Source organism: Peredibacter starrii, assembly GCF_034259205.1.
Classification (GTDB): domain Bacteria; phylum Bdellovibrionota; class Bacteriovoracia; order Bacteriovoracales; family Bacteriovoracaceae; genus Peredibacter; species Peredibacter starrii.
Genome location: NZ_CP139487.1, coordinates 3,311,962 through 3,336,743, shown reverse-complemented (window position 1 = coordinate 3,336,743; position 24,782 = coordinate 3,311,962). Strand labels below are relative to the sequence as shown.

The window sequence follows — 24,782 nt, the reverse complement described above, 5'->3', positions numbered from 1 at the left end:
AAGACCTTTTAACATCTTTCTGCAGAGCTAAGGCCCGAAAGTGAAGAATCGGGTAATATTGACTCGATCTTTGCCACACAAATATTCTAAGCAGAAAATAAAATCAAGCTTCAGCGAGTTGGGAATCTAGTAAGTGATGCCTTTGAGCTTTGATTTCAAGAATTTGATAAAGAGATTCACACGATTGGAGACCTGAATATTCTTGTAATAAACTGCATGAATGAGTTCTCTATTATCTATCGTGTGATTCGCGAGGATTTGGAGCAGTTTGCCTTCTTTACGATCTTTGGTGGTCATACAATCTGAAAGACACACAATCCCTGCACCTTCACGTGCAAGATTCAAAATCGTCTCACCACTTGAAGCACCAATCTGGCATTTTGCGAGATAAGGACCGGCATTTGTTTTAAGGGGCCATTGATTGAGATGACGAGGATCAGTGAAACCAACTAAGCGGTGTCCTTCAAGATCTTCCAGATTTTTGGGAGTCCCGTATTGCTTAAGATAGGCGGGACTCGCGAGAATTCTTCTCTTGCTTGTACCCAGAGAAATGGCAGTCAAGGTTGAGTCTTCCATCTTTCCAATTCGAATGGCGACATCAATTCGTTTCTCAATCAGGTCGATGGTTCGATCATTACTATACAGTTCCAGGGTGATTCCTGGGTAAAGTTTCATGAACTCCTGAACAAAAGGAGTAATAGCATGAATAACGAAAGGTGAGGCGGAATCAACACGGAGAATTCCCGTAGGAGCGTTCTCCTTGTTATTTACTGAGGCCTCTGCCAATTCTATAGATTGAAGAATTTGCCTGGCATGATTGAGAAAATTTTCTCCCTCAGGAGTGAGATCGATTTTTCGGGTGGTCCTTCTTAGAAGAGTGACGCCGAGCTTTTTTTCAAGGCGAGAGAGAGTACGACTGACTCCAGAAGTTGTTTGTTCCAATCGTTCGGCCGCGAGGGTAATGGATCCTAAATCCACGATTGAAATGAGGGTCTGCATCTCTTCAATGGTCGTTTTCATTGTTGACTCCTGGTCAACTATGATTTTACTTTTCATGACTAAATCAGCAAGAGTTAAAGTGCTATATTGGTCATAATTCAAACTGGAGAAAGTTATGCCATTAGCTATATACGCCTTGATGATTGGTGCCTTTGGAATTGGTACTACCGAATTTGTTATTATGGGAATTCTGCCTCAGATTGCAAAAGATCTGGGAGTAAATCTTTCAACCGCTGGTCTGTTGATTAGTGGTTATGCTCTAGGAGTTGCGATCGGCGCTCCTTTCTTGTCCCTTCTATCCACTCGCTTCCCCAAAAAGTCTGCTCTGGTGGCCTTGATGGCGATCTTTACGATTGGTAATTTAGTTTGTGCCATCGCTCCCGATTATTGGACTTTGATGATTGCGAGAGTCATCACTTCATTTGCACATGGAACTTTTTTTGGAATCGGCTCCGTCGTTGCCACTAATCTGGTGAAACCAAATCAAAAGGCCCTGGCCATTGCTCTGATGTTCACTGGTCTTACGATTGCAAATATCTTGGGAGTACCTTTTGGAACCTGGTTGGGTCAACTCTATGGTTGGAGAATGACTTTTTGGGCGGTCACAGCAGTGGGACCTCTGGCAATGCTTGGTCTCTTGTATCTCGTTCCAAAAGATTCTGAGAAAAATATAGTACCTGATATTCGTTCAGAGCTCGCAGCGGTAAAGCGTCCCGAAGTGTTGTTGGGTCTTCTTCTCACTGTCATTGGCTTTGGCGGAGTGTTTGCTTTGTTTACTTACATTGCTCCCATCCTGACCGACATCACGCACTTCAATGAAAAGGCCATTTCACCCATTTTATTATTATTTGGACTTGGGCTTATCTTCGGAAACATTGTGGGTGGAAAATTTGCGGACAAAAAATTGATGCCGACGTTGGTTGGAAGTTTATTGGCATTGACCATTGTGATGATTGGATTTGGAATTTTCTCTCACCATCAAACAAGTGTTATTATCCTGGTTTTCCTTCTTGGCTTTACTGGTTTTGCGACGGTGCCTCCACTTCAAATGCGAGTGCTGGAAAGTGCCGGAGATGCTCCCACACTGGCCTCTGCTCTGAATATTGCTGCTTTTAACTTGGGTAATGCTCTTGGTGCATGGGGTGGAGGACTTATTATTGATAACGGTCCAGGACTCTCGGCCGTTCCTTGGGGAGGATTTGCGATTTCGGCCGCAGCTCTTTTACTGTCGATCGTGATGTGGAAAAAAGACGCAGCCGTTGCGGCTTGAGAAACGCTTAATGTCTTCTCCAATATTTATTGAATATGTGTTCTTTAAATATTGGAGGGAACATGAAACATTCAAAACTTTCTTTGGGTCTGGGAGCAATTCTTCTCAGCATGAGTGCCATGGCCGGCGCTCCAGCAAAGAACCCGAATCTCGCTGCAGACAAGTATGCCATTACACACTTCGATTCTGCACAATCGGATAATATGCCTTATCCCATTAAGCAAGGCACTTTTCAGGCAGATGTAAAAAGCAATGCCCGAGTCACAAGTGGTCCTGTGAACATCATGACTTTTGCGACTCCTAATCCAAATTTCATGTGGTCTGTTTCTTCCCAAGGTGTGGCGTATCTGGACCTTTCGAATAATAGTTTAAAGGAAGTTGCTTCACTGGATGTGCCTGGAGTTAAGGCCCTTACGGATGAGCAACTGACTGCTGGTTTAGATAAAAATTTCAAGAACATTACCGAAGTCAGAAAGCTTGTTAAAGATTGGGGTCTTGATTGGACCCGCATTGGTAATGGAATTTACTCTTTCGTTGATAAAGACAATAAGCTCTACTACAACACTTACGATAAGCGTGTCTTCGTTTTTGGACTGAAGAATCCAAAAAATCCCAGCGAAGGCATTCAAATCCTCGCCAATCGTGATTTCAAAAATATGATGGGTGCCCAAGAGGCAATCGCCGGAGTGAGTTTAACCTATGACGGTAAATTAGTTGTCTTGGGCAATAATTCACTGTTTGTCATGAATAGAGATCTTAAAGGTGAGCCTGTGATCTTTAAATTTAATCCAGATGAATATGTGAGTAATTCAATGGCCATTGATGAAAAGAACGGCATCTACGTGGCAAGTGATAAGAACATGCGCAAGTTAGTGTGGAACGGAAAGGCCATTTCAACTGATGAGAAAGATGGGGCATGGATCGCGCCTTATGATAATGGACGTGAACCACCAAGTGTAAAAGTAGGAACAGGAACAGGCTCAACTCCAACGCTCATGGGCTTTGGAGCAGATGAGGACAAGCTTGTCGTTATCACTGATGGTGCGGATCAAATGAAGCTGGTTGCTTTCTGGCGTGATCAAATTCCTAAAGACTTCAAGCAAGTTGCTGGAACAAAATCGAGCCGAGTTGCAGGACAGATTCCTGTTACCTGTGGTCTTAATCCAACTCCTGAATTCCTTCAAACCGAACAATCTGTGGTGGCGAAAGGCTATGGGGCGTTCGTAGTGAATAACATCCGTAAAGAGGGTGACAAAGACCGTATGGTTGATGTTCTTGCCGGTGGTCCGGTCTTTGAGCCGGCGGTTGGTGCAGAAAGATTTGAGTGGAATCCAAAAAATAATTCCTGGAAATCAGTCTGGAGTCGTAGTGATGTTGTTTCTACCAGCATGGTTCCAGTAGTGAGTGAAACTTCCAGCATCGTGGCCGTTAATGGATACACAAAACAAGATGGTTGGGAAATCACAGGAATGGACTGGAACAATGGTAAGACTGTTCACCGAGTAGTTTTCGGGCAAAGCAATTTTGGAAATGGTGCTTACGCTATTATTCAATATTTACCGAATGGTGATTTGCTATTCAATAGTATTGGAGGAGTAACTCGCATCCCATATGCTTCAGAAAAAGTAAAACAAGCAGAAGAAGCAAAAGAGTAACCTAAATGGTATCCGGTCAACTAATTTGGTTGGCCGGATACTTATTTACAGAGAATTTACAGCCGAAAATTTAATTTTAGATGAGAATGTCGAGATCAAACCGGCAAGTTATCCACCATCACCTTGTCGATATTGGCCTCTTTGACATTCTCCGGTTAAAGAGGTCAATTTTAACTCACTCCATAACACGAATAATTTTTCTTAGATTGAATATCATTTCGAAAGTAATAAAATTTATACATGGATAAGTTTAAAGCACTTTATCTTGAAGACGATCCCTCTATGCAATCTTTGGTCATGAAGATTCTTCCGGAAAATATCGAGGTAAGTCAGGCCCATAACATGAGTGGGGCCCTGGATCTTTTAAACCGAAACACCTTCCATATTATCCTGGTTGACCTAAGACTTGAGGGGGAATCAGGGTTTGAGTTTTTAGAGTCATTAAAAGATCGAGAGTTTCCATTCATCCCTTCTATCATCATCATTACCGCCTCTGAAAATGAGGCCGATGAAGTTCGATCGCATAAACTTAATGTCTTTGAATTCATCCGAAAACCATTGCGTCCTGAGGCCTTTAAGTCGCAAATGGAAAAGTATATTAATCGCTTTCGCACCGGGCATAATCATGTCGTGAAGCGTGTGGGACCTTTTGTGATTGATGAATCAAAAATGGAAGTAAAGCTGACTTTCGATCACACCGAAGAACCTATTCTTCTCACTTTAAAGGAGTATAAACTTCTCCTCAAACTAGTTAACAATCCAAAAAAAACCTATACCAGAGAAGAGCTATTAAAAGAGGTTTGGAATATTAGTTCTGATGTTCAAAGCCGCACCATTGATATGCATATTAGCTCTCTCAGAAAAAAGCTTGGCGCTGTGGGAGATACGATCTCATCAATCCGAGGCGTGGGCTATTCCTTCAATCTGGACAAGATCAGCTAGTATAAACGACTTGAACGAGCTTTAAGAAAATACGATAGTCAGATAAGGCGAGTGAAAGATAGTGATCATTTCTTGATTTCGCGCATTCCTCAATGTCTTTTCCAATCTGGCTCAGACGTTCAAACCCATATGAGCCTGCGGTCCCTTTTAGTTTATGACCTGTTTCTTCCATATAAACATAGTCCTGGTTGGAGTGGGCGAGATACAGCTTTGTCAGTTCTACCTGACGGGAATTCAAAAATTCCGGAATCAGGTCCTTGATTTCTCCATGGATCACAACTTCAATCGGGTTAGTGAGCTCTTTTATCTTTTGAAGTAGTTTGATCTTAGATACTGGTTTCACCAGGTAACCATTGGCCCCGGCATCAATGCTTTTATAGATTTCTTCTTTGAATGCATAGGCGGAAAGGGCGAGAATCGGAACAAAGGCATAATTGTTCTCGGTCTCAATCTTTCTCAGTTCTCGGGTCGCCGCATATCCATCCATGATGGGCATGTGCATGTCCATAATGACTAAATCATAAGTTCCGGCCAGGAACAGGTTAATTGCCTCACGCCCATTCTTAGCTTCATCAATAGTACTTTCCTTGTCTTTCAAAAAGGCCCTAATGACAAAACGGTTCTCGTCATTATCATCGACCAGCATAATTCTCAGACCGCGAAGAACATCTTCCTTCGTTGGGATGACGTCTCCATCTTTTGTATTATCCTGGGGCCGACTTAAAACCTTATAAATTGTGGCAAGTAGTTCATGTTTCATGATTGGCTTTATGATTGGTGCATGAAGCTTTAAATCCTTGGCCTTCGCTAAATCTCCGGGGCGATTATCTGATGTGAGCATGAGAATTTCAGGGGCACCTTTGGGGTCTTCTTCTTTAATTGTTTTAGCGACCTCGAATCCATTCAAATCTGGCATGTGACAATCTAAGAGAATCATGTCGTAATTAGTCAGCTTCCTGGTTTTAGTTTCTTCATATTTTTTTAGGGCATTTTTCCCATTATCTGCCTCTTCTGTAATCGCCCCGGTCTTTTCCAGGATTTTCTTCATGATAAGACGATTGATCTTAGTGTCATCAACGATCAGGAATTTAAGACCCTTGAGATGTTTTTTCTTCTCATCTTTTTGAAAACCTTCGGCCATTTTAAGTTCCAGGGTGGCCTTGAAACTAGAACCTACCCCCAAAGTACTATGGACCTCAATTTCTCCATTCATGAGGGCCAATAACTTTTTTGTAATATTTAAGCCAAGCCCCGAACCTCCAAACTCTTTTGAAATGGAAGTGCTTCCCTGAACATATCGTTGGAAGAGATTTCGAACTTGTCCATCGGACATTCCAATTCCTGTATCCTGGACTTCGATAATAATTTTTTTAGTTGCGGGCGAGGAGCCGTCGGTCGTATGAATCTTCAAAAGAATCTCACCCTTACGTGTAAACTTGATGGCGTTGCCCAAAAGATTCAGTAGAACCTGTCTTAGGCGATTTTCATCTCCTAGATAGTAGTCATACATGTCATCTTCCAGATCAATCGCAAGTTCCAGATGTTTTTGATGGGCCTTAAGCGCCATGATTTCGGCCGCATTTGCCACCATCGTACTGAATTTGAAAGGCTGCTCCTCTAATTCAAGATTACCCGATTCAATTTTTGAAAGATCCAGAATGTCGTTGATGATGTTTAGAAGACTATTACCAGCACTTTGAAAGATTGAAACATACTTTTGCTGTTCGAGAGTCAGTTCGGTTTCTTTTAAAAGTTCGGCCATACCCATGATCGCATTCATAGGAGTTCTGATTTCGTGGCTCATGTTGGCCAGGAAGTCCGATTTTTCCTGGGTCCTCGCAATGGCCTCTTCCTTGGCGGTGATGAGGGCATTTTCAAATTCATTCTGCTTCGTAAGATCATAAGCAATGCCCATATAACCACTGATTTCGCCGTTGAATCCTACCAGTGGAGAAATAGTCAGATTGACTGGAAGTGTAGAGCCATCTTTTCTCACGAAGGTCCAGTTTCTACTTGAGGTGATTCTTTTATCCGCTTTATATCTAAAGGCCTCAAAACCAACAGGGACCCTCTCCTTATATTCTTCAAAGAGTTCATTTGTATATTGTGCTATTTCCTCCGGCCGATGAAAAATAGAGGGACTTTTTCCAATGGCCTCTTGTGCAGAATAGCCCAACATTTTTTCCGCCGCGGGGTTGAAACGCTTAACGTGTCCATCTTTATTGACCGCGATCACCGCGAATGCGGTTGCATCCACAATGGCCTTTTGTACCTGCATGTTTTGATCTAATTGGTGCAATATCGATTTACCAAGCGCATATTCGCGGAAGGTAAGCACAATAAAAATCAGAATGATAAAAAGAGAAAGAAAACTTCCAAATATAATTCCATTACTGGTTGATTCACTGACTTGATTGACTGCGGCCAGTCTTTCCTGAAGTAATTTCTCTTCCTGGTCTTTTACTTTTTGAATACTTTGTTCAACTTCATATAATAGTTTCCCTTCCTCCTGGCGATTTGCTCCGGCCGATTCAGTTTTATCAGCATAGTAATCGAACAGTTCATCAAGCTTTTTTTCTGCCGCATCCAAATTTCTGGATTGGGGCCTGTTGTCTCTCACAAGTTCAGAAACTTTTTGAATGTGTATTTTTGACTCTGCCGTAAGCTTAAAGAAATCTTTGTTCTGTTGGCGGTAGGAGTTTTCGGCCTTGTAGACAATACCTTTTACTTCTTCAAGTTTGGCCAGAACTTCAAGGGTATGCTGGATCCATCTATTACTCGTTTCAGTTTGTTTAACTTTAAGATAAATGAAGATAGTTATGCCGAATAGAAGGGTCACGGCAATGATGGAGGAAATAGTAAGTTTTTTGAAGCTTAGGTCTGATACTTGATTTTGTTTGATCATCAGTCATGGGCCTCCGCCCATGACTTTATCATTTAAAACCTTTCGTGCAAGATTTCGAAATTAATGTGCGCTGCCGCTTTTTGTCCTGACGCTGTGGCCATTAATACAGATTGTCTAAGTTCAGTGATATCACCGGCCGCATAAATTCCTTTAACGGTTGTTTCTCCACTGTCCTGAACCTTATATAGGCCGTGTTCATTTAATTCACATCCCAGCTTGGTTCCAAGGTCTGACGTGAGTTTTTGCTCAGGTCGGTAAAAGAGGTAGCTCCTTTCAATTGTTTCGCCACTCATTAGTTTCACTGCAATAAGTCTATCACCTTGGTGAATAAGGGAATCGATGGGGGAGGAGTAAACTTTGATTCCATTTTTTTCGAAAGGAGCTGGATCAACTTCTGCTCCGTTAGAGAAGACAATTAAATTATCAGTCAGTGACTTTACCAGGATCGCGTAATGAAGAGCAGTTTTATTGTCACCGATAATACCAATAGGTTCCTTCAGATGCTCATACCCATGGCAGTAAGGGCAATGGAAAATAGATTTCCCCCATAGTTCTGAGAACCCCGGAAGTGGAAGCAGAATATCTTTTACTCCATGAGCAAGAAGAATCTTTCTCGCCTTGATCTCCTCATTGATCAAGAAATGATGCTCTTCTCTGACAATTGATTTGACCCCTAACGATGCAATTTGAACATTAGAATATTTTCTCAAATCCCTCTTAATGAGTTCTCGAAATTCCATCGGAGGAGTTCCATCCCGGGAAGGAAAGTTCATCATATGTGAGGCAGGAGCGTTTCTACCTTTTCCTTCATCCAGAATGAGGACCGATCTATTTCCACGGCCCAATGTCAGGGCCGCGCTTAATCCGGCCGGACCACCGCCAACGATGACAACATCAAATATCTCTTTCATATATTCGTCCTTTTTCCTGAGTGAGAAACTGCATCCAAAAAGAAATAAGGTACTTAACTGCATCATCTTTCTTCGGGACAGAGCTTTCTTCATACGCTTATCTTAATCGTAAGAATGTTGTATGATAATTTCAAAGTAGGTATCACTATTGATACCTCAGGGGTATCAATGGAATCTAGAGAGTTGAAAGCATTTGTGATCCTGGCCGAAGAGCTTAATTTCAGAAAGGCTGCTGAGAGACTTAATATGAGTCAACCGCCACTTAGTCGGCTTATCAATCAGATGGAATATGATTTAGGAGTAAAACTCTTCAATCGATCAACCAGACAAGTTGAGTTAACCGGTGCGGGACTTCACTTATTAAAAAAAGGGAAAGATCTTCTTTCTCAAATGGAAAAGATGGAGATGGAAGTTCGCTCCTTGCCAAAGATGAAAGAGAAAAAACTTCATTTTAGTTTCACTCATTCAGCATTTCATTCAAATATCCCTCGAATCATAAGTTCATTTAAAGAACAGTTTCCTAAAGTCGAGATAGAAATTGAGGAGCACACATTAAGTTCACTCGAACGATTTTTAAAGTCCGGTAAGGTGGATATTGCCTTTGGAGTAAATGATTTTAAAGATTCTGCTATTGAAAAAATGGCGGTTCAGACCCATGAGATTGGTGTTCTTGTTCCCATCCATAATCCACTGGCCAAAAAGAAGACCATTCGCCCTCAGGATTTAGAAGGTGAGACCCTCATTTTTCACGGTAAGCATGAGAACCTGGGATTTCAGTCTGAGTTCTTAGAGTATTTGAAATCCAAAGATGTGCATCCCAAGGTCTACTATAAAAAGCGCAAAGAGAGTTGTCCCACACTTGTGACTCACGGGAAAGGACTTCTGATTACATCGAGGAGTATGATGCATACAAGGGAAGGAGCGATCTTCGTACCATTCGCTGAATATTCGCCGCGATTAAAAATATTCGCTAACTGGGCCCGGGAGAATAAGTCACTCCCACTCCAGATGTTTCTTAACTTCTTAGAGGAACAAACCTCGGTACCCTCTTCAGAGATGGACTATCATTTAGCATAGTTGACGGACCAACTTGAATATAGATTAAATATATCTCATTTGACTCAGATTTGGTCTGCGCTTACACTTGAATTAAGCGGGTTCTGTCGATCAGGCAGGAGTATTTCAATGGTAGGGTCGCCATTCATTTGATGGTAAATCTATGTCTAAAAACCCCTTGATTCCCAAATACCAGACAAAGTTCAATTTAAGTCGGCATGCCATCATCCCGGCCGTATTCGTTTTTGTGATTTTTGGCTCCATCATTTGGCTAAATAGCATGCAGAAATGTCGTGCCACTGATTTCACCGAAACTTCCAGACACGATAAGTACTATACCGCCTTCACAACTGATGCCGCTTGTTCCAAGGCCCTGGCGGTTTGTTCTTATTACAGTAAGGATCCCAAGAAGTGTAAAATCGTTGAATGACCTGATGAGTTTCACTACACTCTTTGGATGAATAATTCTCAACGTCGCTCACTCATTCTCATTTTAGGTTTTTTGACCGCTTTATCTCCCTTTTCGATTGATATGTATTTATCTGCTTTTCCTTTGATGGCAGAGTACTTTCAAACCGACGTGGCGCAAGTTTCGATCACGCTTTCGAGTTATTTTATTGGCCTTGCTTCCGGACAATTATTTTATGGCCCATTGATGGACCGTTTTGGAAGAAAGAAACCGCTGATTATTGGTCTTCTCATTTATATCCTGGCCTCCATTACCTGTGCCTTTGCTAAATCGATTGAAGCTTTGATTGTCATTCGCGTGATTCAAGCAGTTGGTGGATGTGCGGCGAGTGTAGGTGCTTTTGCAATGGTTCGCGATCTCTTTGAGCCAAGAGAGAGTGCCAAGGTTCTATCGCTTTTAATTCTCATTCTGGGAGTTTCGCCACTCTTAGCACCTACTGTTGGTGGTTATTTGTCGGTCTACTTTGGATGGCAATCTGTCTTCGTGGCGCTAGCCATTGGCTCAAGTCTTCTGCTTTTCATTGTGACGAAGTTTCTGCCGGAGAGTCATCACGCTGATGAGACACATGTTCTTCAACCACTTCCCATTCTCAAAAACTATCTATCGATTCTTCGAGAGCCTCAATTCTATACATATGCGATTGCTGGAGCAGTTGGTTTTTCAGGTCTCTTTGTTTATCTTGCTGCTTCTCCCACAATTTTTATGGAAGTCTTCAAAGTCAGCGAACAGGTCTACGGCTGGATTTTCGCTTTCGTGGCCATGGGGATGGTTGGCACGAGTCAGCTTAACGTAGTTCTTCTGAAAAAATATTCCAATGAACAAATTTTATTAGGTGCACTTTGTTTACTTACTTTGACTGCATCTACTTTTTTTATCTGCGCTTATAACGATTGGTATAATGTTTATGGCGTAGTGATCACCATGTTCATTTATCTATCATCAATTGGTTTATCAAATCCTAATGCTGCAGCACTGGCCATGGCCCCTTTCGCCAGAAAAGCGGGAAGTGCGGCGGCCATGCTGGGTTTCCTTCAAATGGCAATCGGCTCACTTGCTTCAGTGATGGTAGGTGTTTTAAAGGCACAACAGCTCGCTCCCATCGGAGGAATCTTTGTTGGAACTTCTACTCTGGCGCTTCTCATTTTATTCTTAGGTAGTAAGAGAATTGTCGGAAGAACCGTCGAAGGTTAATTTCTTTTCATTTGTTGATGCACCGTTTCGATACGCTGCCCATTGGCGCCTTTGTGTCCTTGCATTACTTTCGTCGTAATCCAAGGACAATCAATGTACAAACAAATCGAATTTGATCGAAAGAAATTGATCATTCTCTGCTCGTTAGCCGCGCTTATCGGTGCTCTCGCAACTGTGGTCGCAAAAGTTTTATTACTCGCCATTGCTTTCTTCACAAACCTTTTTTGGTTTCAATCTCTCTCTACCCATAGAGTGGAATTAGGTGAACATCAATTTCCTCTGATCTATATTTTCATTCCAGTGATTGGTGGTTTCATTGTCGGTCTTATGGCCCGTTATGGAAGCAAGGCGATCCGAGGTCACGGTATTCCAGAGGTGATGGAAAATATTCTTACAAAAGAAAGTAAAATTCCTCGTCGTATGACTTTACTTAAACCTTTATCGGCGGCGATCTCAATTGGATCCGGTGGACCGTTCGGTGCAGAGGGACCAATTATTGCGACCGGGAGTTCGCTTGGTTCATGGATTGGAAGACATTTTTATTTCTCCGAGTATGAGAGAAAAATTCTTCTCGCTGTAGGCGCTGCCGCTGGGATGACTGCCATCTTTGGAACTCCGCTGGCGGCGGTCTTTATTTGTATTGAACTTCTTCTCTTTGAGTTCTCTGCGAAATCTTTCATACCAGTTTTAATTGCAGTTTCTACTGCCTTCGCCATTCGACTTGCCAGCGGACACACTCACGCGGAATTCCCAATTGGAGAGTTCACTGAGGTGGTAAACGGCAAAAATATTTTCTTCTATTTCATGGCAGGGGCGGTGACGGGCGCAGTTGCATGTGTGGTTTCTAAATTGGTCTTCATCATTGAAGATGTGTTTGAGAAACTTCCTATTCATTGGATGTGGTGGCCAATGATTGGTGGTCTAGTGGTCGGAATCATCGGTTATATTGATCCACGTAGTTTAGGGGTGGGGTATGTGAACATCACAAATGCCCTGCAAGGAAAGCTGTTACTCATTCCAGCGATTACCTTGTTCGTGTTTAAGTTTATCTCGTGGTCGATTTCACTTGGAAGTGGAACTTCCGGAGGAACCCTGGCACCACTTCTGACTTTCGGAAGTAGTCTGGGAGTCATTCTAAGTTATGTTGGGCATTTCATTTTTCCAGACGCGGGGATTATTCCAGAAGTAACTGCACTGGTTTGTATGTCATCTATGTTCTCGGGGGCCACCAGAGCGGTTCTGACTTCAACGATTTTTGCCTTAGAAGTGACGGGAACTCATTTTGGAGTGGCACCACTTCTTTTAGGAAATAGTGCCGCATATTTGATTTCGCTTTTCTTCTTAAAAGAAACCATTATGACAGAGAAAATTGTACGACGTGGAGTCCACGTTCCAAATGAATATTTCTCAGTTAAGAAAGAAGCCCCATAGTATTCTTTTCAATAGAAGCACAAATTGTTTCCAGGGGAAGATCGTTCTCATCTTCTCCAAACGGATCCTCAATCTCGACACCGATCTCTTCAATGCCAAAGAAAATGTAAGCGAGGAACAAGGTGTCGAGTATTGTGGCCCATGGCCATTCAAATGAACCCACCAAAGCAAACGGTAAAGTGAAGCAATAAATCACCAGGGCCCGACGAAGGTGCACGACATAGGCGAAGGGAAGTGGCGTTTTGTGAATGCGTTCACAACCTCCAATGTAGTCCACAAGAAGTTGCACGTTCTGATCGATGGTCGCCTGAACATAATCAGTGATATGACCTTCTGATTTGGCCTTTTGAAGAAGAAGGCTAATTTGTTTGGCCGCGAATAAAGCTGGATGAGGGGCCTCCATGGCGGCCTTTAATTTCTCAGGCGGAAGACGATTTTCAATCGGGCCAAAGCTTTTCTTATCGCGAAGAGCGTTCATGGAACCATAGACGAATGCAAGCATCCAACTGGCGATCTCATGTCGGATTTCGGGAGCATTGATCAAGAATGCTTCCGAAGATCTGATTAGATTTCTGGTTTCATTTACAATGCCACCCCAGAGTTTTCTTCCTTCCCAGAATCGATCATAGGAAGCATTTGTTCTAAAGACCAGAAGAAGACCCAGTGCCAGACCAACCAAAGTATGAACGATGGATGGAATGGCAATGGGATGAATATAGACATGGAAATAAACAACACCCGCCGACCACGTGGTACACAGAAGTACTCGGCCGAGAATTTCTTTTACTAATGAACCACGAATATCAAAAAAGTGGTCCATCCAACGATGAGGATCATAATTAATCATGAAAAGATTTTAATCTCTTTTTTATAAGCAAGTCTAGTGTCGGGTACTCACACTATTGATCCAGGAAATAATATCACTCGCGACAAGCTCTCTTTCTGGCTCATGCAATAGATCGTGATAGACACCTGGATAGGTCCTGATTTGTTTTCCCGGAATGTTTTTAGTGCTTTCAAAAAATTCTTTTGTGCCTTCAATGTTATTCACCAGATCACTTTCTCCGTGAATGACAAGAAAAGGAAGGGATATTACCGATCGGTTCATCTCGATGTATTTGCAGTTATTGAGAATTTCCACTCCCGTCCGGGCCGGAATTTTAGTGTGATTTATTAAGGGATCACTCAGCATGTCCTGTACGACTTTTGGATCTTTTGAAAAGTCCTTGTCCGGTAAATCCACCATGTTGGTATGAGGGGCAACCAGATTCACCGCTTTCAAAGCACCAATGATAAACTCATTCAATGCTGGCATGGGTTTTAAGAAGGGGCCGCTTAAAATAAAACCATCAATGGCAATCTGGTGATCGATTGCATAGCGGGCCACAATATTCCCACCAGCACTATGGCCAAAGATGATCCAGGGTTGATTATTATCGAACTGCTTGAAGGCCTTCAAAGCGCGATTGAGATCTTCTACTGTGTCTTCGATATGTGGAAAATAATTTCGATCTCCACCTGATCTTCCAAGGCCCCTTAGATCCATTCCAAAAACCTGATAACCTGCTTGAGAGAGTTCTCTCGCAAAATCGAGATATCTTTCAGAGTAGTCTTTCATTCCATGAACAATCACTATATTCCCACGGGCAAGACCACCTTGAGGCTCAATCTGCCAGCCGTGCAACATCAGCCCGTCCTGAGATTCAATATCAATTTCCCGAGTGAACTGACCTGCATCGAAGCCAGTATGTCGAAAACCTAAGTTTGATGTTGTTGCTTCCATATGGGCTCCTTTATTGAGGTAATGGTCCGCCTTGTAAGGCTTAAATTCAACCAAGTGAACCCCTTCCATCAGAATAGCCTCAGCGTCACGTTACCTCTGGAGTTGTGAGCGTTAACATGGCCCTTTAACCACGGAGGCCTTTATGGCAAATGAAGTGAACATGACAAAATTTTTTCCCATAGATAGTGAGACGTTGTTCAATTATTTTGTGCAACCGAATCTCATTGAGCAGTGGGCCTATCCAGAAGGGATGACGCTTAAAATTCCTGAGTTTGATGCCAAGGTGAATGGGAGATATCGCTATGAACACACTGGAAAAGACGGACAATATCTTTGCACTGGTCATATTAAAGAATTGGTCCCGGGTAAAAAACTTATTCAATTTGATGAAGAGATTAAAGGACCGGATGGTAAGACTCTTTACCAAAACCTTGAGAGTGGAGTGGAGTTTTTCTCCAAACCTGGAGGCACAGAAATCCGTCTCTATCAGCGGGGATTTGAAGATGAAGAGGGCGCTGTGGAATGTGAGCAAGGCTGGCAACAAAGTCTGGATCATCTCAGTGACATCGTCGGAAAGGAAGCTGGGTTTCAGCGTGGAGTTGATGAATCTGAACAGTGGCCCGATGTAAGAGGCTGATTTAATTTAAGGGACGTACCGATTCGGTCAGTTATGAAGTCGTAAGCTTACTCCTTCTAGATGACGATAAAGTCATATGGCCGAATCCTTAAAATTAGACCAAATACGCCCTGTCCTTAAACCTTGTAGCCTTTACGAAGGCGAGAAGAATATCGTGGTGGAGGACTCTGAGAGTAAATCTCAAGTTGTTCTTCCTAAAGAGAACCAGGAAATTCTTGAACTTCTCAATGGTAAACATAGTATCAAAGACATCTCTTCCGCTCTTTATCATTCACAGGGGAAGGTGAGTTTTCACTCCATAATCACAACCATCAAACTTCTGAATGAAGCAAAACTTCTTGAAGGGGTAGGGAATCATTTTGAGGGCCTACCGGAAGATAAAAGTCCTCATGAGCAAAAGACCTCAATCCTAAATCGTACAATTTTAGAATTGCAGTTATTCAAACGAGTTAAAGTTCCATTTAAAAATGATAATTTGTTTTTTGGCCTGGTGGCAGTGCTCTTCGGGGCCTTTGCAAACTTTGAGTGCTTCACGTCTTTGAACCTGGAGAGTTTTCTAAAAAACGATTTAGGCTATGAAGAGGCGATCCTCCGAGTCTTTCTTATTTCATCTCTTCTAATGAGCATGAGGGCGCTTTTTCAAGGTGCACTTCTATTGACCTCAGTAGGTTCTTTTTATGGGCCATACTTAAGGTTTTACCCCTATGCAGTTGCCTTAGGGGTGAATGATAACTCTATATACTCTCATTCGAAAAAGTCCGTCATTGTTGCCTATGGCGTGATGTCTTCATTACTTTATGGAGTATCATGTTGTCTTCTGACTCTGATTCCGGGACTAAAGAATTATGCTAATGATGTGGCCATCGTTTCAATACTTCTGACATTCATGGAGATGAACCCATATCGCAGAAGTGATCTCACCAAGTTGTTCTACTTTTTCTATGCCGATACTCAATTAAAAAATATCATGCCTTATCTAAAGAATTGTTCCCTCTCGGGCATTCTGAATGATACTGGTGCTAAAATTTCAGATGAAATTCGCTACGTTGTGTATTCAGTCCTGTCTCTTGGTTGGGCAGTGGGCTTCACGCTATTTAGTTTTGAAGTTGTCCTTAAAAGTTTTCCGGGTCTTTTTTATCAGATTCAATTGGGACAAGATCTAAGTAAATATTCAGCAGTTGCTGTGCTTGCTTCTTTATTGTTCATTACCGGCTATCTCTTGATTGATCTCTTTCACACTCTCGTAAAAAATATCCTTTCGCCGTTAATGGTTCCACTTTCGAAATTCAAGGGCAGTTCAAAGATTTATAAGGCGCAAGATCTCTCAATTGATGAACTCCATGCTAACTTGAAGAAAAACATGCTTTTCAATCAGTTTGGTGATGATGCCATCACATTCTTATTGGAAAAAGCCTCAATAAAGACCATGAAGAAAGGTGATACCTTAATTCTTCAAGGCGATTCAAGTCGCCATGTCTATTACCTGGTACGCGGAAGTGTGAATGTAAATGTGCGCGAGAAAACGGGTAGAACAAAACACATTGTGACCCTTGGATCAAATGTCGTTTTGGGTGAGATGGCGATCCTGGGACAACAGAAACGCAGTGCCAATGTGGTGGCGGCCGAAGAAATTGTTTATCTTGAGCTTCATGAAAAGATCTTCTCTGATCTCATGACCATGGATCAGTTTAAGCAGGATTACGAAAAGCTGAGAAATAGAATTGAGATCTCGCAGTTTGTTTCTTCCGCTAACATGTTCAAAGATTTCCCGCCGGAGATCATGAATCTTTTTGTTGAAGCTGGGGATCTGGTCATCTTCCCGAAGGGCCATAGTGTAGTAGATCAGGGAGAGAATGATAAAACATTCTATCTCCTTATCCGAGGAAAGGTTGAAATCGTTAAAGACGACAAAACGATCGCCGAGTTGGGCCAGGGAGATTTCTTTGGCGAAGTGGCGCTTATCGCCAATGTTCCGAGAACGGCCACGGTCAACACTCTTGAAGAAAGTCTTTTTCTTTATATTGAAGATAAAAAGTTCTGGAAAATCCTGTCTGAGAACATTGAACTCGCGATGTACATTGAAAGTGTCGGTCGTCACCGTATGGTGGAGGCGAAAGCGGCATGAAGTTCATCAGAATCATCCTCAAACTTCTTCCTCTTCTGACTATCATCGGTGGTATTTTCGGTGGTGGAGCTCGTATCAATCCTTTTATTGATACGATGAAGGTCGCCCTCACTCAATATGAGCTGGCCCAGATTGCCAACTTCGTAGTGGTGGATCTTCATGGATCAAATAAACTTGTGAAAGAACCTCAGCGTCTTCCAGACTTTATTCGTGACCGATTCCATAATCAGTATTCAGTTCTAGCTCGAGAAATTAAGGGAGATAAGTCCCATGATCATGCCGTGGATATCTGGGGTGAGCCGTTTAAGCTTCAGTACGTAAGAGTTTTCGGATCAGTAAAGATTTTCAGTGCGGGTCCTGATCAGGAATATAATACAAAGGACGATATCGCTGCGGATATTCCATATGAAGATCCTGAAGAAAAACAACTGGCGCAAGCTGCAAAGAAGAAAGTCATCATTCAAGAAGTGGTGGAAGTAGAAGAAGGACCTGAGACTCATGCAAATGAAGAACAGTTCCCTACAGGAGATGAAACGCTGGTTGAAGGTGAAAATTTGGAACAGGATCAGCGTGAGCCAGCGGCGGATGATCAGTCGTACCAAGATCAATATCAGGATCAGCCGCAAGACGATCAGGCCCAGTCCGAAGAACCTCAAGCTTATTAAGTCAATAATCGATCAATTGGCTTTTCAATATCCGGCACTCTAAAGCGCATGTGCTCGGATTCTGGAGTGAGTACCGTCTTAATCTCTGATATTCGATTTACCGGTAAATTACCCTGCATAACATGGACTCTCACGGCCTCTTCATTCTCCGCCTCATAGACACAAAAAACTTTGTCTGCGGTGACGATGGATTCTTTCCATTCGACATGCGAATCAGGATTTTGAAATTCGTCTTCGGAATTCTTTCCAAGATCCGGAATGTTTCGCTCGACTAGAAACTTCTTCATAAAGTTCCTCCTTGCTGCCATTTGATTCTAACACTCTGGAAGCTCTTCAGCAGTCCAGGGTGTTAAAGCTTTAGAAAATTTTATGAAAAAGTGAAAAGGTCTTATCAAGAAACAGTGAGAAATGTGCCTCTGTGAAGGCGCGTTTAAAATAGGGTGATTTGGAAACTTTTTTCAAGGAACGCTTATGGCCACTCAAGAAACAAGCAACACTTCAGAGTTAAAGAATTTTACTCCACCTGGACGTGATATTGTTCTTATTCACGGTCTGTGGCTCACGCCACTATGTTGGGAGAATTGGATAAAACGATTCAATGAACATGGTTATAATGTCATTGCACCTGCATGGCCCGGACTTGAAGATCGAACCATTGATGACATCAGAAAAGATCCTACGCTTTTAAGAGGATTAGGAGTGGAGGAGATAGTGAATCACTATGATAAAATCATTCGTTCTCTCTCAAGGGCCCCGATCATCATGGGGCATTCAATGGGCGGTCTGATTACTCAATTGCTGCTAGATAGGGGATTGGGGTGTTCAGGTGTTGCGATTGATTCTGTTCAAACCCGTGGTGTTTTAAATTTGCCGCTCTCTACAATTCGAGTTGCTTGGCCAATTCTTTCGAATCCTCTGGATACAAACGGAATCACTGAATTGACCTTAGAGCAATTTAGGTTTGCCTTTACCAATAACTTGTCAGAAGAAGAATCAAGAGAGGTCTTTGAAAAGTTCTCTATTCCTGGACCGAAACGACCACTGCTTCAGGCGGCGTTTGCTAATTTCAATCCCAATGCTGTTACGAAAGTAAATTATGAGAATATTAACCGAGCTCCGCTACTCTTCGTTGCGAGTGGAAATGATCACACCGTTCCAGCTTCAATCAATAAAGAGAATGCCAATCGGTACAAGACCACAACAATAACAGATTATCGGGAATTTCCGGAACGAACTCACTACACTTTTGGTGAAACAGGTTGGGAAGAAGTGGCCGACTTTTGCTTGAACTGGGCAGTTGATCAAACTGACATGTTCGAAAGTCAGGCCGTCCTTCATTAGGCCTCTTTGAAATTGGTTTTCTTACGGGGAAGAAGTTTCTGTTGCTTACTTGGCTTCGTTGGAAGGTTCATCCCGCAATCAATGCAAACAGGAGTTAGACCTACACTGGTTGCTGAAATACCTTTGAGACCAGGTATACGGGTTTTATGGAATGAGATTCGGGGAGAGTGACAGGCAGGACATCTGCCATAGACCTTGAAGCCAGCGTTTAGAGTAAACCAACCCGAGACAGTATCATTTTCAAAGTTCATTATCGTCTCCCCAAGCTTAATTTTATATAAAGTATTTTTTGCGTTTGAATTGAGTCATGACAACTTATTTTTTTGCTGAGGACGGCCGGCGCATGATATCCTTTTCTTACAAAAATTAACGCCGTCGGAGCATCATGCGTATCTTGATTTGGTTCTTGTTCGTTTTCTCTTCAATGGAAATGGCATTGGCGGCTCCCACCGACATCTGTGACATTATTAAAATTCCCAATTGCCCTGGTGTGACGAAACAAATGCGTCGAACGACATTTCCAACTGCTCCAACGCCTTCTACCGCGGCAATTTTAAATCCATCTAACGTGAGCTTTGATCGTGGTGCAGGTCTTGAAGCAATTGCCCAGGCCAAAAATCCTGTGTTCTTCAGTATCGCCAGTGGTACGGGGAAAATGGGTGGGGCCCTGATTAGTGGTTCTTTGGACAATAGTTTTTTTGGTAACCGAGTTCCGGAGTTAAATGAGGCGATTGAAGAAAGAGTAAGTAATGATCAGCAGTTTAAGCCAAAGAAGTTTGCTTTCGCATTAGGGGCCAAACTAATTGGTAACCGCAAGGCCGGTCTTGATTTCGGTGTGATTGTTAAACGTCATTCTGAAATTAAGGACATTAATCCAGGGGCGGGAATTTCCGGTCGTTATGGAATGTTTCATGTTGGAGCATCCATTTATCAGGATGACTCATGGATCGATCTGACGAAATTTCCTAATTCGCAAGCGGCCTATGGCAAAGATTCTTTGACTGACAAGTTTACCGTAAAGACCATCACTGGTGGTTTCAGGCTTCACAATCTTGCCATTGATGTTGGTTCAATCACTTCTGATCCAGACTTCTTTACGGAAGAGACGAAGATCATGCTTTATTCGGCCGCCTATCACTTTAAAAACGTTCTTCTTAACGTGGCCTATAGAAAAGAGCATTCTTCAGCTCCAATTTATAAGAATGGGGAGTTAGAATTTGAAAAAGATAAGTCAGCGATCTTTGCCAGTGGACAGTACTCATTCGGACAGCATCTCATCATGGGCGTGAACTATAATTACTTCCTCTTAGATGAGGTTTCTTTATCTGCGACGCTCTTTATATGAGACTTAAGAATTCTTAGTTAAATTCAGACAGAGGGGGGCCGATAAGACCTCCATGAAAATTATATCTATTCTTTTTCTTCTGACTTTATTCACTTCATGCGCAGGAATGCAGCCTTCAGGAAATTTCTTTGGGACTCAACAAGCCTCGGATGCTGCTGCTGCTCATGCTTCTCAAGCTGCGGCCGGACATATCCATCATGCACCACCTCCGCCTGCCATGGGGTTTTAATTACCGGCTAAAAAGTTGAATGAGGCAAAAGATCTCTGCTGCATAGACGCAAGTAAAAGTATTCTAGTAAGAATCCTTTGGCATGTGTTATGCAGTCTGCGGCAACATGAAAATTTTAATGCTCATTCTTCTGGTGCTTCTACCTCACATTCTTTTTGCCGAAACAACTCCAGATAGTGAAAGTGTGCTCGATTGTATGACCGAGCCACCATCACCGGAAATTCAAAACAAGCAGATCGACCATAGAATTCTCTCAGGCACTCTTGAACCCGGCAAAGGTTTTGTCGTTGGTAAGAACAAGTGCGGATCACTAAATATCTCGGGCTATATGCTTGCTCGTTATTTGAATCAAATGCCTGGTGGCCAGAACTACAGAGACCATTTGGGAACGAAGAAAACCGTCGTTGCCCGAAATGATATGGAGATTCACCGTGTGCTCGTATGGATGAACGGTTTCATTTATACTCCGAAACTATATTATTCATTCATGTTCTGGTCTCTTAACTCAGTACAGACATCCATCATTGCCGGTAACCTTTTATATAAAGTGAATGAAGCTGCAGTTGTGGGATTTGGTATTGATGGTTTACCTGGTACTCGTTCCATGAACGGAGAGCATCCTTATTTCCTGGGGACTGACCGTCAAATGGCAGATGAATATTTTAGACCAGGATTTACAACTGGTTTATCTCTGCGCGGAGGACTTAGACCTGATCTTCTTTATCGCATCATGATCGGGAACAACATTTCTCAATTGGGTGTGACATCCAGTCAATTGACTAGGGACTTTGCCTACGGTGCCACGATCTGGTGGATGCCAACTACCGGTGAGTTTGGCCCCAAGGGTGGATACGGTGACTATGAACAGCACCAGAGTATGGCAACACGTTTTGGTATTTCGGGTGCTACGAGTAGGGAAGATCGCGCGACCCAGATTCAGACTGGTTCACCGAGCAATGTTCAGATCAGAATTTCAGATGGAAACTTTCTCTTTGATGAAAATGCTCTTGCTCAGGGAGCAATCGTAGAGAAAGCTGATTACAATCTTTTGTCGGCAGATGCGGCAATGAAATACCGAGGGCTTTTTTTATTCAGTGAATTCTACTGGCGGCAGCTTTCCGATTTCTCCACTTTGATTGGAAGCGTGCCAAGTAATTCCCTCATCGATACCGGCATTAATCTTCAAGGGGCCTACTTCTTCGTTCCTAAAAAAGTTGAAGGGTATCTTTCCTACCAAAAAATTTGGGGAGAGTTTAACGACTCAACCGAAACCGGAATTGGTTCAAACTATTATCCAACCAACACGAGAAATTTCCGGGTAAACGGTTTTCTAAGTTTCGTGGATAAGTCGGCCGCCGGCGGTTCATTCGGCTATTACACTGCCGGACAAAGTGGGACCATCATCTCGCTTGCGACCGATATCTTTTTCTAAAGTGTATAGACGATATTAAAGTTCGCGGTTTGCACGGCCCCCGGGAATAAGTAAACGTGTCCGTATTGAGTAGGGGACTCGCGCCAGTAGCGTTTGTTCCCGATGTTCTCTACGTAAAAGCGTAGAAGCATTTGTTTTCTTAGATACGAAATGCCTATGTCCCATCTGGTCCAATCTGGAAGCATTATCGAATTGTCCGAAACAACCGCTCGTCTTCCTTCATGAATGAGTCTCAACTCTAGATTGAGTCCGTTAATTTTCGGAACTTCATAGTTAATGAATCCTCGAACCGTTTCGTCAGGGACGTTAATGACTTTTTTGCCGTTAAACTCTCGAACGATCTTGGCGTCTTGTCTTTCAACATTCAGTTTCATCAAAGAAAAACCATATAAAAAGCGCTGATACTTATGGGCAAGATCAAACTCAAGGCCCTGCTGTTGGGCCACTCCGTCGGTTGCAAAAATGGGATCTTGATCAAGAACAACCGGACGCTTTACCTGAAAGAGACTCAATCCCCATTGAACGGATTCAGTGCCTCTTAATCCCGTTTCCCATTGTCGGCTGATAACATTGGGAAGGAATTCTCCTTTATTTGTGTAACCTCCGCGATTGGGAGTTACAAAGGACTCAATTCCTTGACCATAACTCATATAGGTCATAAATTTTGAAAATTGATAAGAGAGTGCAAGCCATGGCAAGACAAAGCTTTGCTGATAATGAGTGCCACTCGTCCCATCCGTTCGCTTACTACTTCGAGAAATGTTTGATTGGCGCACACCCGCCCAGACGTTCCACTTTGAGTAACTCAATTGATCGAAGATAAAAAAATCGAGATTACGGGCAAGGCGATTTGTTCCGGGGTCGTTCTTTTGGGGATTGGCCGGAAGGTCTGCTGAACCATCAACATTTCCTTCTCCTACGAAATTATAGGCCTGGCCACCCATCTTCTCTTGATAGGAATGCGACCATGCTCCAAAGTTTAAATTCTGAATGACGGTTCCAGGAATTTCTCCTGTGACTGAAAATTTTGCGGACCTGGAAAAGCGTCGTTCATTCTCACTTCGATAGTCATAAACATCAAAGGTTCCGTCAGCACAGTAACGATCAAAAACATTTTCTTTTGAACAACCATAGGGATAGGCGAGCCTGTCGTCTGTGACTAAATTTTGTGCTCCCAAAAGAACATCTGTTCTCCAGTAATCATTCAGGGCCCGGACGTATTTTATAGTTCCGGTTAGTCCCTCAAATTCAACAGGTTTGCTCCAGGACTGATTGTTCAAATTGAGAGTCGGATCCAGAGGATGAGGTAACTTATTTCCTAAAAGGCCGTAGCCCGGAACAGATGGTTGCGATTGGCGAGACCATTCAATTTCACCTTCGATTGAATCCATCTCTGAAAAACGGTAATCCAATGCATGGGCCAGAAGAGAGCGAGAACCATTGGTATCTTTAACTTTAGGATCAAGATTTTCCTGCGCAATATTCGTACGTGTTCGAAGCTTCTCATTAATAGGAACACTGAGATCAATGGCGCCTAAAACATTTTGTCTCTCACTTAGATCAAGACGTAATATTGTTTTCCTTTCAATCGTTGGTCTTTTAACTACATAGTTGACCAGACCAGAAGGCCCCGCTACACCGGCCTGAACGCCAGAGATGCCTTTTAAAATTTCAATTCGCTCTTTATTTTCAAGAGGGATGGAGGTCTCTGCTGAAATAGGCAGACCTTCCCGCTGAAAATTATTTTTATTATCCAGAGGAAAACCTCTGATGGAGATAATGTCCCAATAGCCGGTGGAGTTGTAGCTGTCTGTAACTGATGCATCCAAGGTGGTTATATCAGATAGTCGCTTTACCTGTGCTTTTTGCAGGTCCTGGTCGCTATAGGCCTTAATCGACAGTGGAATTTTAGAAAGAGGAGTTGTAAAACCGGTGAAGTCAGAGAGCTGGGTAGCTTGATCTTCTGTGACCTGGATTTCTTCTAAGTTCTCTGCGGCCTGGATTGATAATAAGAAAAAGAAAATGATGTAAACATACATCATACGACGAGCTCCTTACGCCAGCATTACCTGGATCAAGTTATGTGGTCGCTCGGTCAAAACCGGGCCTCTCAGATGCAAGGAAGCAACTCCCACGTGAGAAGAATTTAAAATACTCAATTGTTGAAGTCAAGTATGCTTAAGGTAAACCCTGCCAAGCTTTGTCGAATAAGCTCTTTGCACTATAATTGACTTATATTCCATGGGAGGAATAATGAAGTCATTATCGCTTATGATTTTTTTGGGGCTTATTTCTACCGCTTGTTCGACTTTCAGAAAGAATGAATACGTGGCGATTCCTGCAGATCGTACGATCGCACAAGAACACCAGCAGCAGTAGCCACCTCGAGTCTTTTA

At 42.7% G+C, this 24,782-nt stretch carries 23 protein-coding genes; 15 read left to right on the top strand and 8 right to left on the bottom strand.

The window, feature by feature from the left end; all coding sequences use genetic code 11:
* Positions 1 to 126 precede the first annotated feature (126 nt).
* Entirely contained in the window at positions 127 to 1,020 is an 894-nt protein-coding gene (locus SOO65_RS16635; RefSeq protein WP_321392910.1) for a LysR family transcriptional regulator, read from the bottom strand.
* Positions 1,021 to 1,114: 94 nt separating this feature from the next.
* Between SOO65_RS16635 and SOO65_RS16630 the strand changes: the two genes are divergently transcribed.
* The 3 genes from SOO65_RS16630 to SOO65_RS16620 all read left to right on the top strand — a co-directional run bounded on the left by SOO65_RS16630 (position 1,115) and on the right by SOO65_RS16620 (position 4,866).
* Positions 1,115 to 2,269, top strand: a complete 1,155-nt coding sequence (locus tag SOO65_RS16630) for an MFS transporter (protein WP_321392905.1) — start codon at positions 1,115 to 1,117, stop codon at positions 2,267 to 2,269.
* A gap of 62 nt (positions 2,270 to 2,331) precedes the next feature.
* Positions 2,332 to 3,924 carry a hypothetical protein gene (locus SOO65_RS16625; protein ID WP_321392902.1) on the top strand — a complete coding sequence of 531 codons (1,593 nt, stop codon included), beginning with the start codon at positions 2,332 to 2,334 and terminating at the stop codon, positions 3,922 to 3,924.
* 240 nt (positions 3,925 to 4,164) lie between these two features.
* Complete coding sequence (locus SOO65_RS16620) at positions 4,165 to 4,866, top strand: response regulator transcription factor (RefSeq protein ID WP_321392900.1); 702 nt, start codon at positions 4,165 to 4,167, stop codon at positions 4,864 to 4,866.
* Here SOO65_RS16620 and SOO65_RS16615 read toward each other — a convergent pair.
* Entirely contained in the window at positions 4,859 to 7,771 is a 2,913-nt protein-coding gene (locus SOO65_RS16615) for a response regulator (protein ID WP_321392898.1), read from the bottom strand. The genes SOO65_RS16620 and SOO65_RS16615 overlap by 8 nt on opposite strands.
* A 32-nt stretch (positions 7,772 to 7,803) precedes the next feature.
* The gene (locus SOO65_RS16610; protein ID WP_321392895.1) at positions 7,804 to 8,682 is read right to left on the bottom strand and encodes an NAD(P)/FAD-dependent oxidoreductase; all 879 of its coding nucleotides are present in this window, start codon (positions 8,680 to 8,682) and stop codon (positions 7,804 to 7,806) included.
* A gap of 168 nt (positions 8,683 to 8,850) precedes the next feature.
* On the opposite strand from SOO65_RS16610, the gene SOO65_RS16605 reads away from it, so the two are divergent.
* The 4 genes from SOO65_RS16605 (at position 8,851) to SOO65_RS16590 (ending at position 12,829) form a co-directional block, all read left to right on the top strand.
* Positions 8,851 to 9,759: a LysR family transcriptional regulator gene (locus SOO65_RS16605; RefSeq protein WP_321392893.1), complete on the top strand. Its 909-nt coding sequence runs from the start codon at positions 8,851 to 8,853 to the stop codon at positions 9,757 to 9,759.
* Between the two features lie 142 nt (positions 9,760 to 9,901).
* Positions 9,902 to 10,168 carry a hypothetical protein gene (locus tag SOO65_RS16600; protein WP_321392890.1) on the top strand — a complete coding sequence of 89 codons (267 nt, stop codon included), beginning with the start codon at positions 9,902 to 9,904 and terminating at the stop codon, positions 10,166 to 10,168.
* Positions 10,169 to 10,195: 27 nt separating this feature from the next.
* Positions 10,196 to 11,398 carry a multidrug effflux MFS transporter gene (locus tag SOO65_RS16595; protein ID WP_321392885.1) on the top strand — a complete coding sequence of 401 codons (1,203 nt, stop codon included), beginning with the start codon at positions 10,196 to 10,198 and terminating at the stop codon, positions 11,396 to 11,398.
* Positions 11,399 to 11,491: 93 nt separating this feature from the next.
* On the top strand, positions 11,492 to 12,829 hold the full coding sequence (locus SOO65_RS16590) for a chloride channel protein (protein WP_321392882.1): 1,338 nt from the start codon (positions 11,492 to 11,494) through the stop codon (positions 12,827 to 12,829).
* Here the strand turns inward: SOO65_RS16590 and SOO65_RS16585 are convergent.
* Both SOO65_RS16585 and SOO65_RS16580 read right to left on the bottom strand, forming a co-directional pair.
* Positions 12,810 to 13,676, bottom strand: coding sequence for a bestrophin family protein (locus tag SOO65_RS16585; protein WP_321392878.1), 867 nt, complete (start codon positions 13,674 to 13,676; stop codon positions 12,810 to 12,812). The genes SOO65_RS16590 and SOO65_RS16585 overlap by 20 nt on opposite strands.
* A 33-nt stretch (positions 13,677 to 13,709) precedes the next feature.
* Positions 13,710 to 14,612, bottom strand: a complete 903-nt coding sequence (locus SOO65_RS16580; protein WP_321392876.1) for an alpha/beta hydrolase — start codon at positions 14,610 to 14,612, stop codon at positions 13,710 to 13,712.
* Positions 14,613 to 14,754: 142 nt separating this feature from the next.
* Here SOO65_RS16580 and SOO65_RS16575 point away from each other — a divergent pair, with 142 nt between their 5' ends.
* From SOO65_RS16575 to SOO65_RS16565, 3 genes are all read left to right on the top strand, one after another.
* Positions 14,755 to 15,249: an SRPBCC family protein gene (locus SOO65_RS16575; protein ID WP_321392872.1), complete on the top strand. Its 495-nt coding sequence runs from the start codon at positions 14,755 to 14,757 to the stop codon at positions 15,247 to 15,249.
* Positions 15,250 to 15,325: 76 nt separating this feature from the next.
* On the top strand, positions 15,326 to 17,374 hold the full coding sequence (locus tag SOO65_RS16570) for a cyclic nucleotide-binding domain-containing protein (RefSeq protein ID WP_321392871.1): 2,049 nt from the start codon (positions 15,326 to 15,328) through the stop codon (positions 17,372 to 17,374).
* On the top strand, positions 17,371 to 18,039 hold the full coding sequence (locus tag SOO65_RS16565) for a hypothetical protein (protein ID WP_321392869.1): 669 nt from the start codon (positions 17,371 to 17,373) through the stop codon (positions 18,037 to 18,039). Before SOO65_RS16570 ends, SOO65_RS16565 begins: the two co-directional genes overlap by 4 nt.
* Here the strand turns inward: SOO65_RS16565 and SOO65_RS16560 are convergent.
* The gene (locus tag SOO65_RS16560; RefSeq protein ID WP_321392867.1) at positions 18,036 to 18,326 is read right to left on the bottom strand and encodes a DUF4242 domain-containing protein; all 291 of its coding nucleotides are present in this window, start codon (positions 18,324 to 18,326) and stop codon (positions 18,036 to 18,038) included. The genes SOO65_RS16565 and SOO65_RS16560 overlap by 4 nt on opposite strands.
* 184 nt (positions 18,327 to 18,510) lie before the next feature.
* On the opposite strand from SOO65_RS16560, the gene SOO65_RS16555 reads away from it, so the two are divergent.
* Positions 18,511 to 19,380: an alpha/beta hydrolase gene (locus SOO65_RS16555; protein ID WP_321392866.1), complete on the top strand. Its 870-nt coding sequence runs from the start codon at positions 18,511 to 18,513 to the stop codon at positions 19,378 to 19,380.
* Here the strand turns inward: SOO65_RS16555 and SOO65_RS16550 are convergent.
* Positions 19,377 to 19,631 carry a hypothetical protein gene (locus SOO65_RS16550; protein ID WP_321392864.1) on the bottom strand — a complete coding sequence of 85 codons (255 nt, stop codon included), beginning with the start codon at positions 19,629 to 19,631 and terminating at the stop codon, positions 19,377 to 19,379. The genes SOO65_RS16555 and SOO65_RS16550 overlap by 4 nt on opposite strands.
* A 134-nt stretch (positions 19,632 to 19,765) precedes the next feature.
* Here SOO65_RS16550 and SOO65_RS16545 point away from each other — a divergent pair, with 134 nt between their 5' ends.
* From SOO65_RS16545 to SOO65_RS16535, 3 genes are all read left to right on the top strand, one after another.
* Positions 19,766 to 20,725 carry a hypothetical protein gene (locus SOO65_RS16545; protein WP_321392862.1) on the top strand — a complete coding sequence of 320 codons (960 nt, stop codon included), beginning with the start codon at positions 19,766 to 19,768 and terminating at the stop codon, positions 20,723 to 20,725.
* A 52-nt stretch (positions 20,726 to 20,777) separates the two neighbouring features.
* A complete protein-coding gene (locus tag SOO65_RS16540) occupies positions 20,778 to 20,954 on the top strand; it encodes a hypothetical protein (protein WP_321392860.1) in 177 nt (58 codons plus the stop codon).
* A gap of 106 nt (positions 20,955 to 21,060) precedes the next feature.
* Positions 21,061 to 22,386, top strand: a complete 1,326-nt coding sequence (locus tag SOO65_RS16535) for a hypothetical protein (protein WP_321392858.1) — start codon at positions 21,061 to 21,063, stop codon at positions 22,384 to 22,386.
* On the opposite strand, the gene SOO65_RS16530 is transcribed toward SOO65_RS16535, so the two are convergent.
* Entirely contained in the window at positions 22,383 to 24,428 is a 2,046-nt protein-coding gene (locus tag SOO65_RS16530; RefSeq protein ID WP_321392856.1) for a TonB-dependent siderophore receptor, read from the bottom strand. The genes SOO65_RS16535 and SOO65_RS16530 overlap by 4 nt on opposite strands.
* A 211-nt stretch (positions 24,429 to 24,639) precedes the next feature.
* Between SOO65_RS16530 and SOO65_RS16525 the strand changes: the two genes are divergently transcribed.
* Positions 24,640 to 24,765: a hypothetical protein gene (locus SOO65_RS16525; RefSeq protein ID WP_321392854.1), complete on the top strand. Its 126-nt coding sequence runs from the start codon at positions 24,640 to 24,642 to the stop codon at positions 24,763 to 24,765.
* Positions 24,766 to 24,782 lie beyond the last annotated feature (17 nt).

Coding starts and splice junctions, on each gene's coding strand:
- SOO65_RS16540 (WP_321392860.1), top strand. CDS start 20,778: ATGAAAATTATATCTATTCTTTTTCTTCTGACTTTATTCACTTCATGC.
- SOO65_RS16560 (WP_321392867.1), bottom strand. CDS start 18,326: ATGAAGAAGTTTCTAGTCGAGCGAAACATTCCGGATCTTGGAAAGAAT.
- SOO65_RS16535 (WP_321392858.1), top strand. CDS start 21,061: ATGAAAATTTTAATGCTCATTCTTCTGGTGCTTCTACCTCACATTCTT.
- SOO65_RS16580 (WP_321392876.1), bottom strand. CDS start 14,612: ATGGAAGCAACAACATCAAACTTAGGTTTTCGACATACTGGCTTCGAT.
- SOO65_RS16610 (WP_321392895.1), bottom strand. CDS start 8,682: ATGAAAGAGATATTTGATGTTGTCATCGTTGGCGGTGGTCCGGCCGGA.
- SOO65_RS16590 (WP_321392882.1), top strand. CDS start 11,492: ATGTACAAACAAATCGAATTTGATCGAAAGAAATTGATCATTCTCTGC.
- SOO65_RS16565 (WP_321392869.1), top strand. CDS start 17,371: ATGAAGTTCATCAGAATCATCCTCAAACTTCTTCCTCTTCTGACTATC.
- SOO65_RS16570 (WP_321392871.1), top strand. CDS start 15,326: ATGGCCGAATCCTTAAAATTAGACCAAATACGCCCTGTCCTTAAACCT.
- SOO65_RS16525 (WP_321392854.1), top strand. CDS start 24,640: ATGAAGTCATTATCGCTTATGATTTTTTTGGGGCTTATTTCTACCGCT.
- SOO65_RS16605 (WP_321392893.1), top strand. CDS start 8,851: ATGGAATCTAGAGAGTTGAAAGCATTTGTGATCCTGGCCGAAGAGCTT.
- SOO65_RS16530 (WP_321392856.1), bottom strand. CDS start 24,428: ATGATGTATGTTTACATCATTTTCTTTTTCTTATTATCAATCCAGGCC.
- SOO65_RS16620 (WP_321392900.1), top strand. CDS start 4,165: ATGGATAAGTTTAAAGCACTTTATCTTGAAGACGATCCCTCTATGCAA.
- SOO65_RS16595 (WP_321392885.1), top strand. CDS start 10,196: ATGAATAATTCTCAACGTCGCTCACTCATTCTCATTTTAGGTTTTTTG.
- SOO65_RS16635 (WP_321392910.1), bottom strand. CDS start 1,020: ATGAAAACGACCATTGAAGAGATGCAGACCCTCATTTCAATCGTGGAT.
- SOO65_RS16575 (WP_321392872.1), top strand. CDS start 14,755: ATGGCAAATGAAGTGAACATGACAAAATTTTTTCCCATAGATAGTGAG.
- SOO65_RS16625 (WP_321392902.1), top strand. CDS start 2,332: ATGAAACATTCAAAACTTTCTTTGGGTCTGGGAGCAATTCTTCTCAGC.
- SOO65_RS16600 (WP_321392890.1), top strand. CDS start 9,902: ATGTCTAAAAACCCCTTGATTCCCAAATACCAGACAAAGTTCAATTTA.
- SOO65_RS16555 (WP_321392866.1), top strand. CDS start 18,511: ATGGCCACTCAAGAAACAAGCAACACTTCAGAGTTAAAGAATTTTACT.
- SOO65_RS16545 (WP_321392862.1), top strand. CDS start 19,766: ATGCGTATCTTGATTTGGTTCTTGTTCGTTTTCTCTTCAATGGAAATG.
- SOO65_RS16615 (WP_321392898.1), bottom strand. CDS start 7,771: ATGATCAAACAAAATCAAGTATCAGACCTAAGCTTCAAAAAACTTACT.
- SOO65_RS16630 (WP_321392905.1), top strand. CDS start 1,115: ATGCCATTAGCTATATACGCCTTGATGATTGGTGCCTTTGGAATTGGT.
- SOO65_RS16550 (WP_321392864.1), bottom strand. CDS start 19,631: ATGAACTTTGAAAATGATACTGTCTCGGGTTGGTTTACTCTAAACGCT.
- SOO65_RS16585 (WP_321392878.1), bottom strand. CDS start 13,676: ATGATTAATTATGATCCTCATCGTTGGATGGACCACTTTTTTGATATT.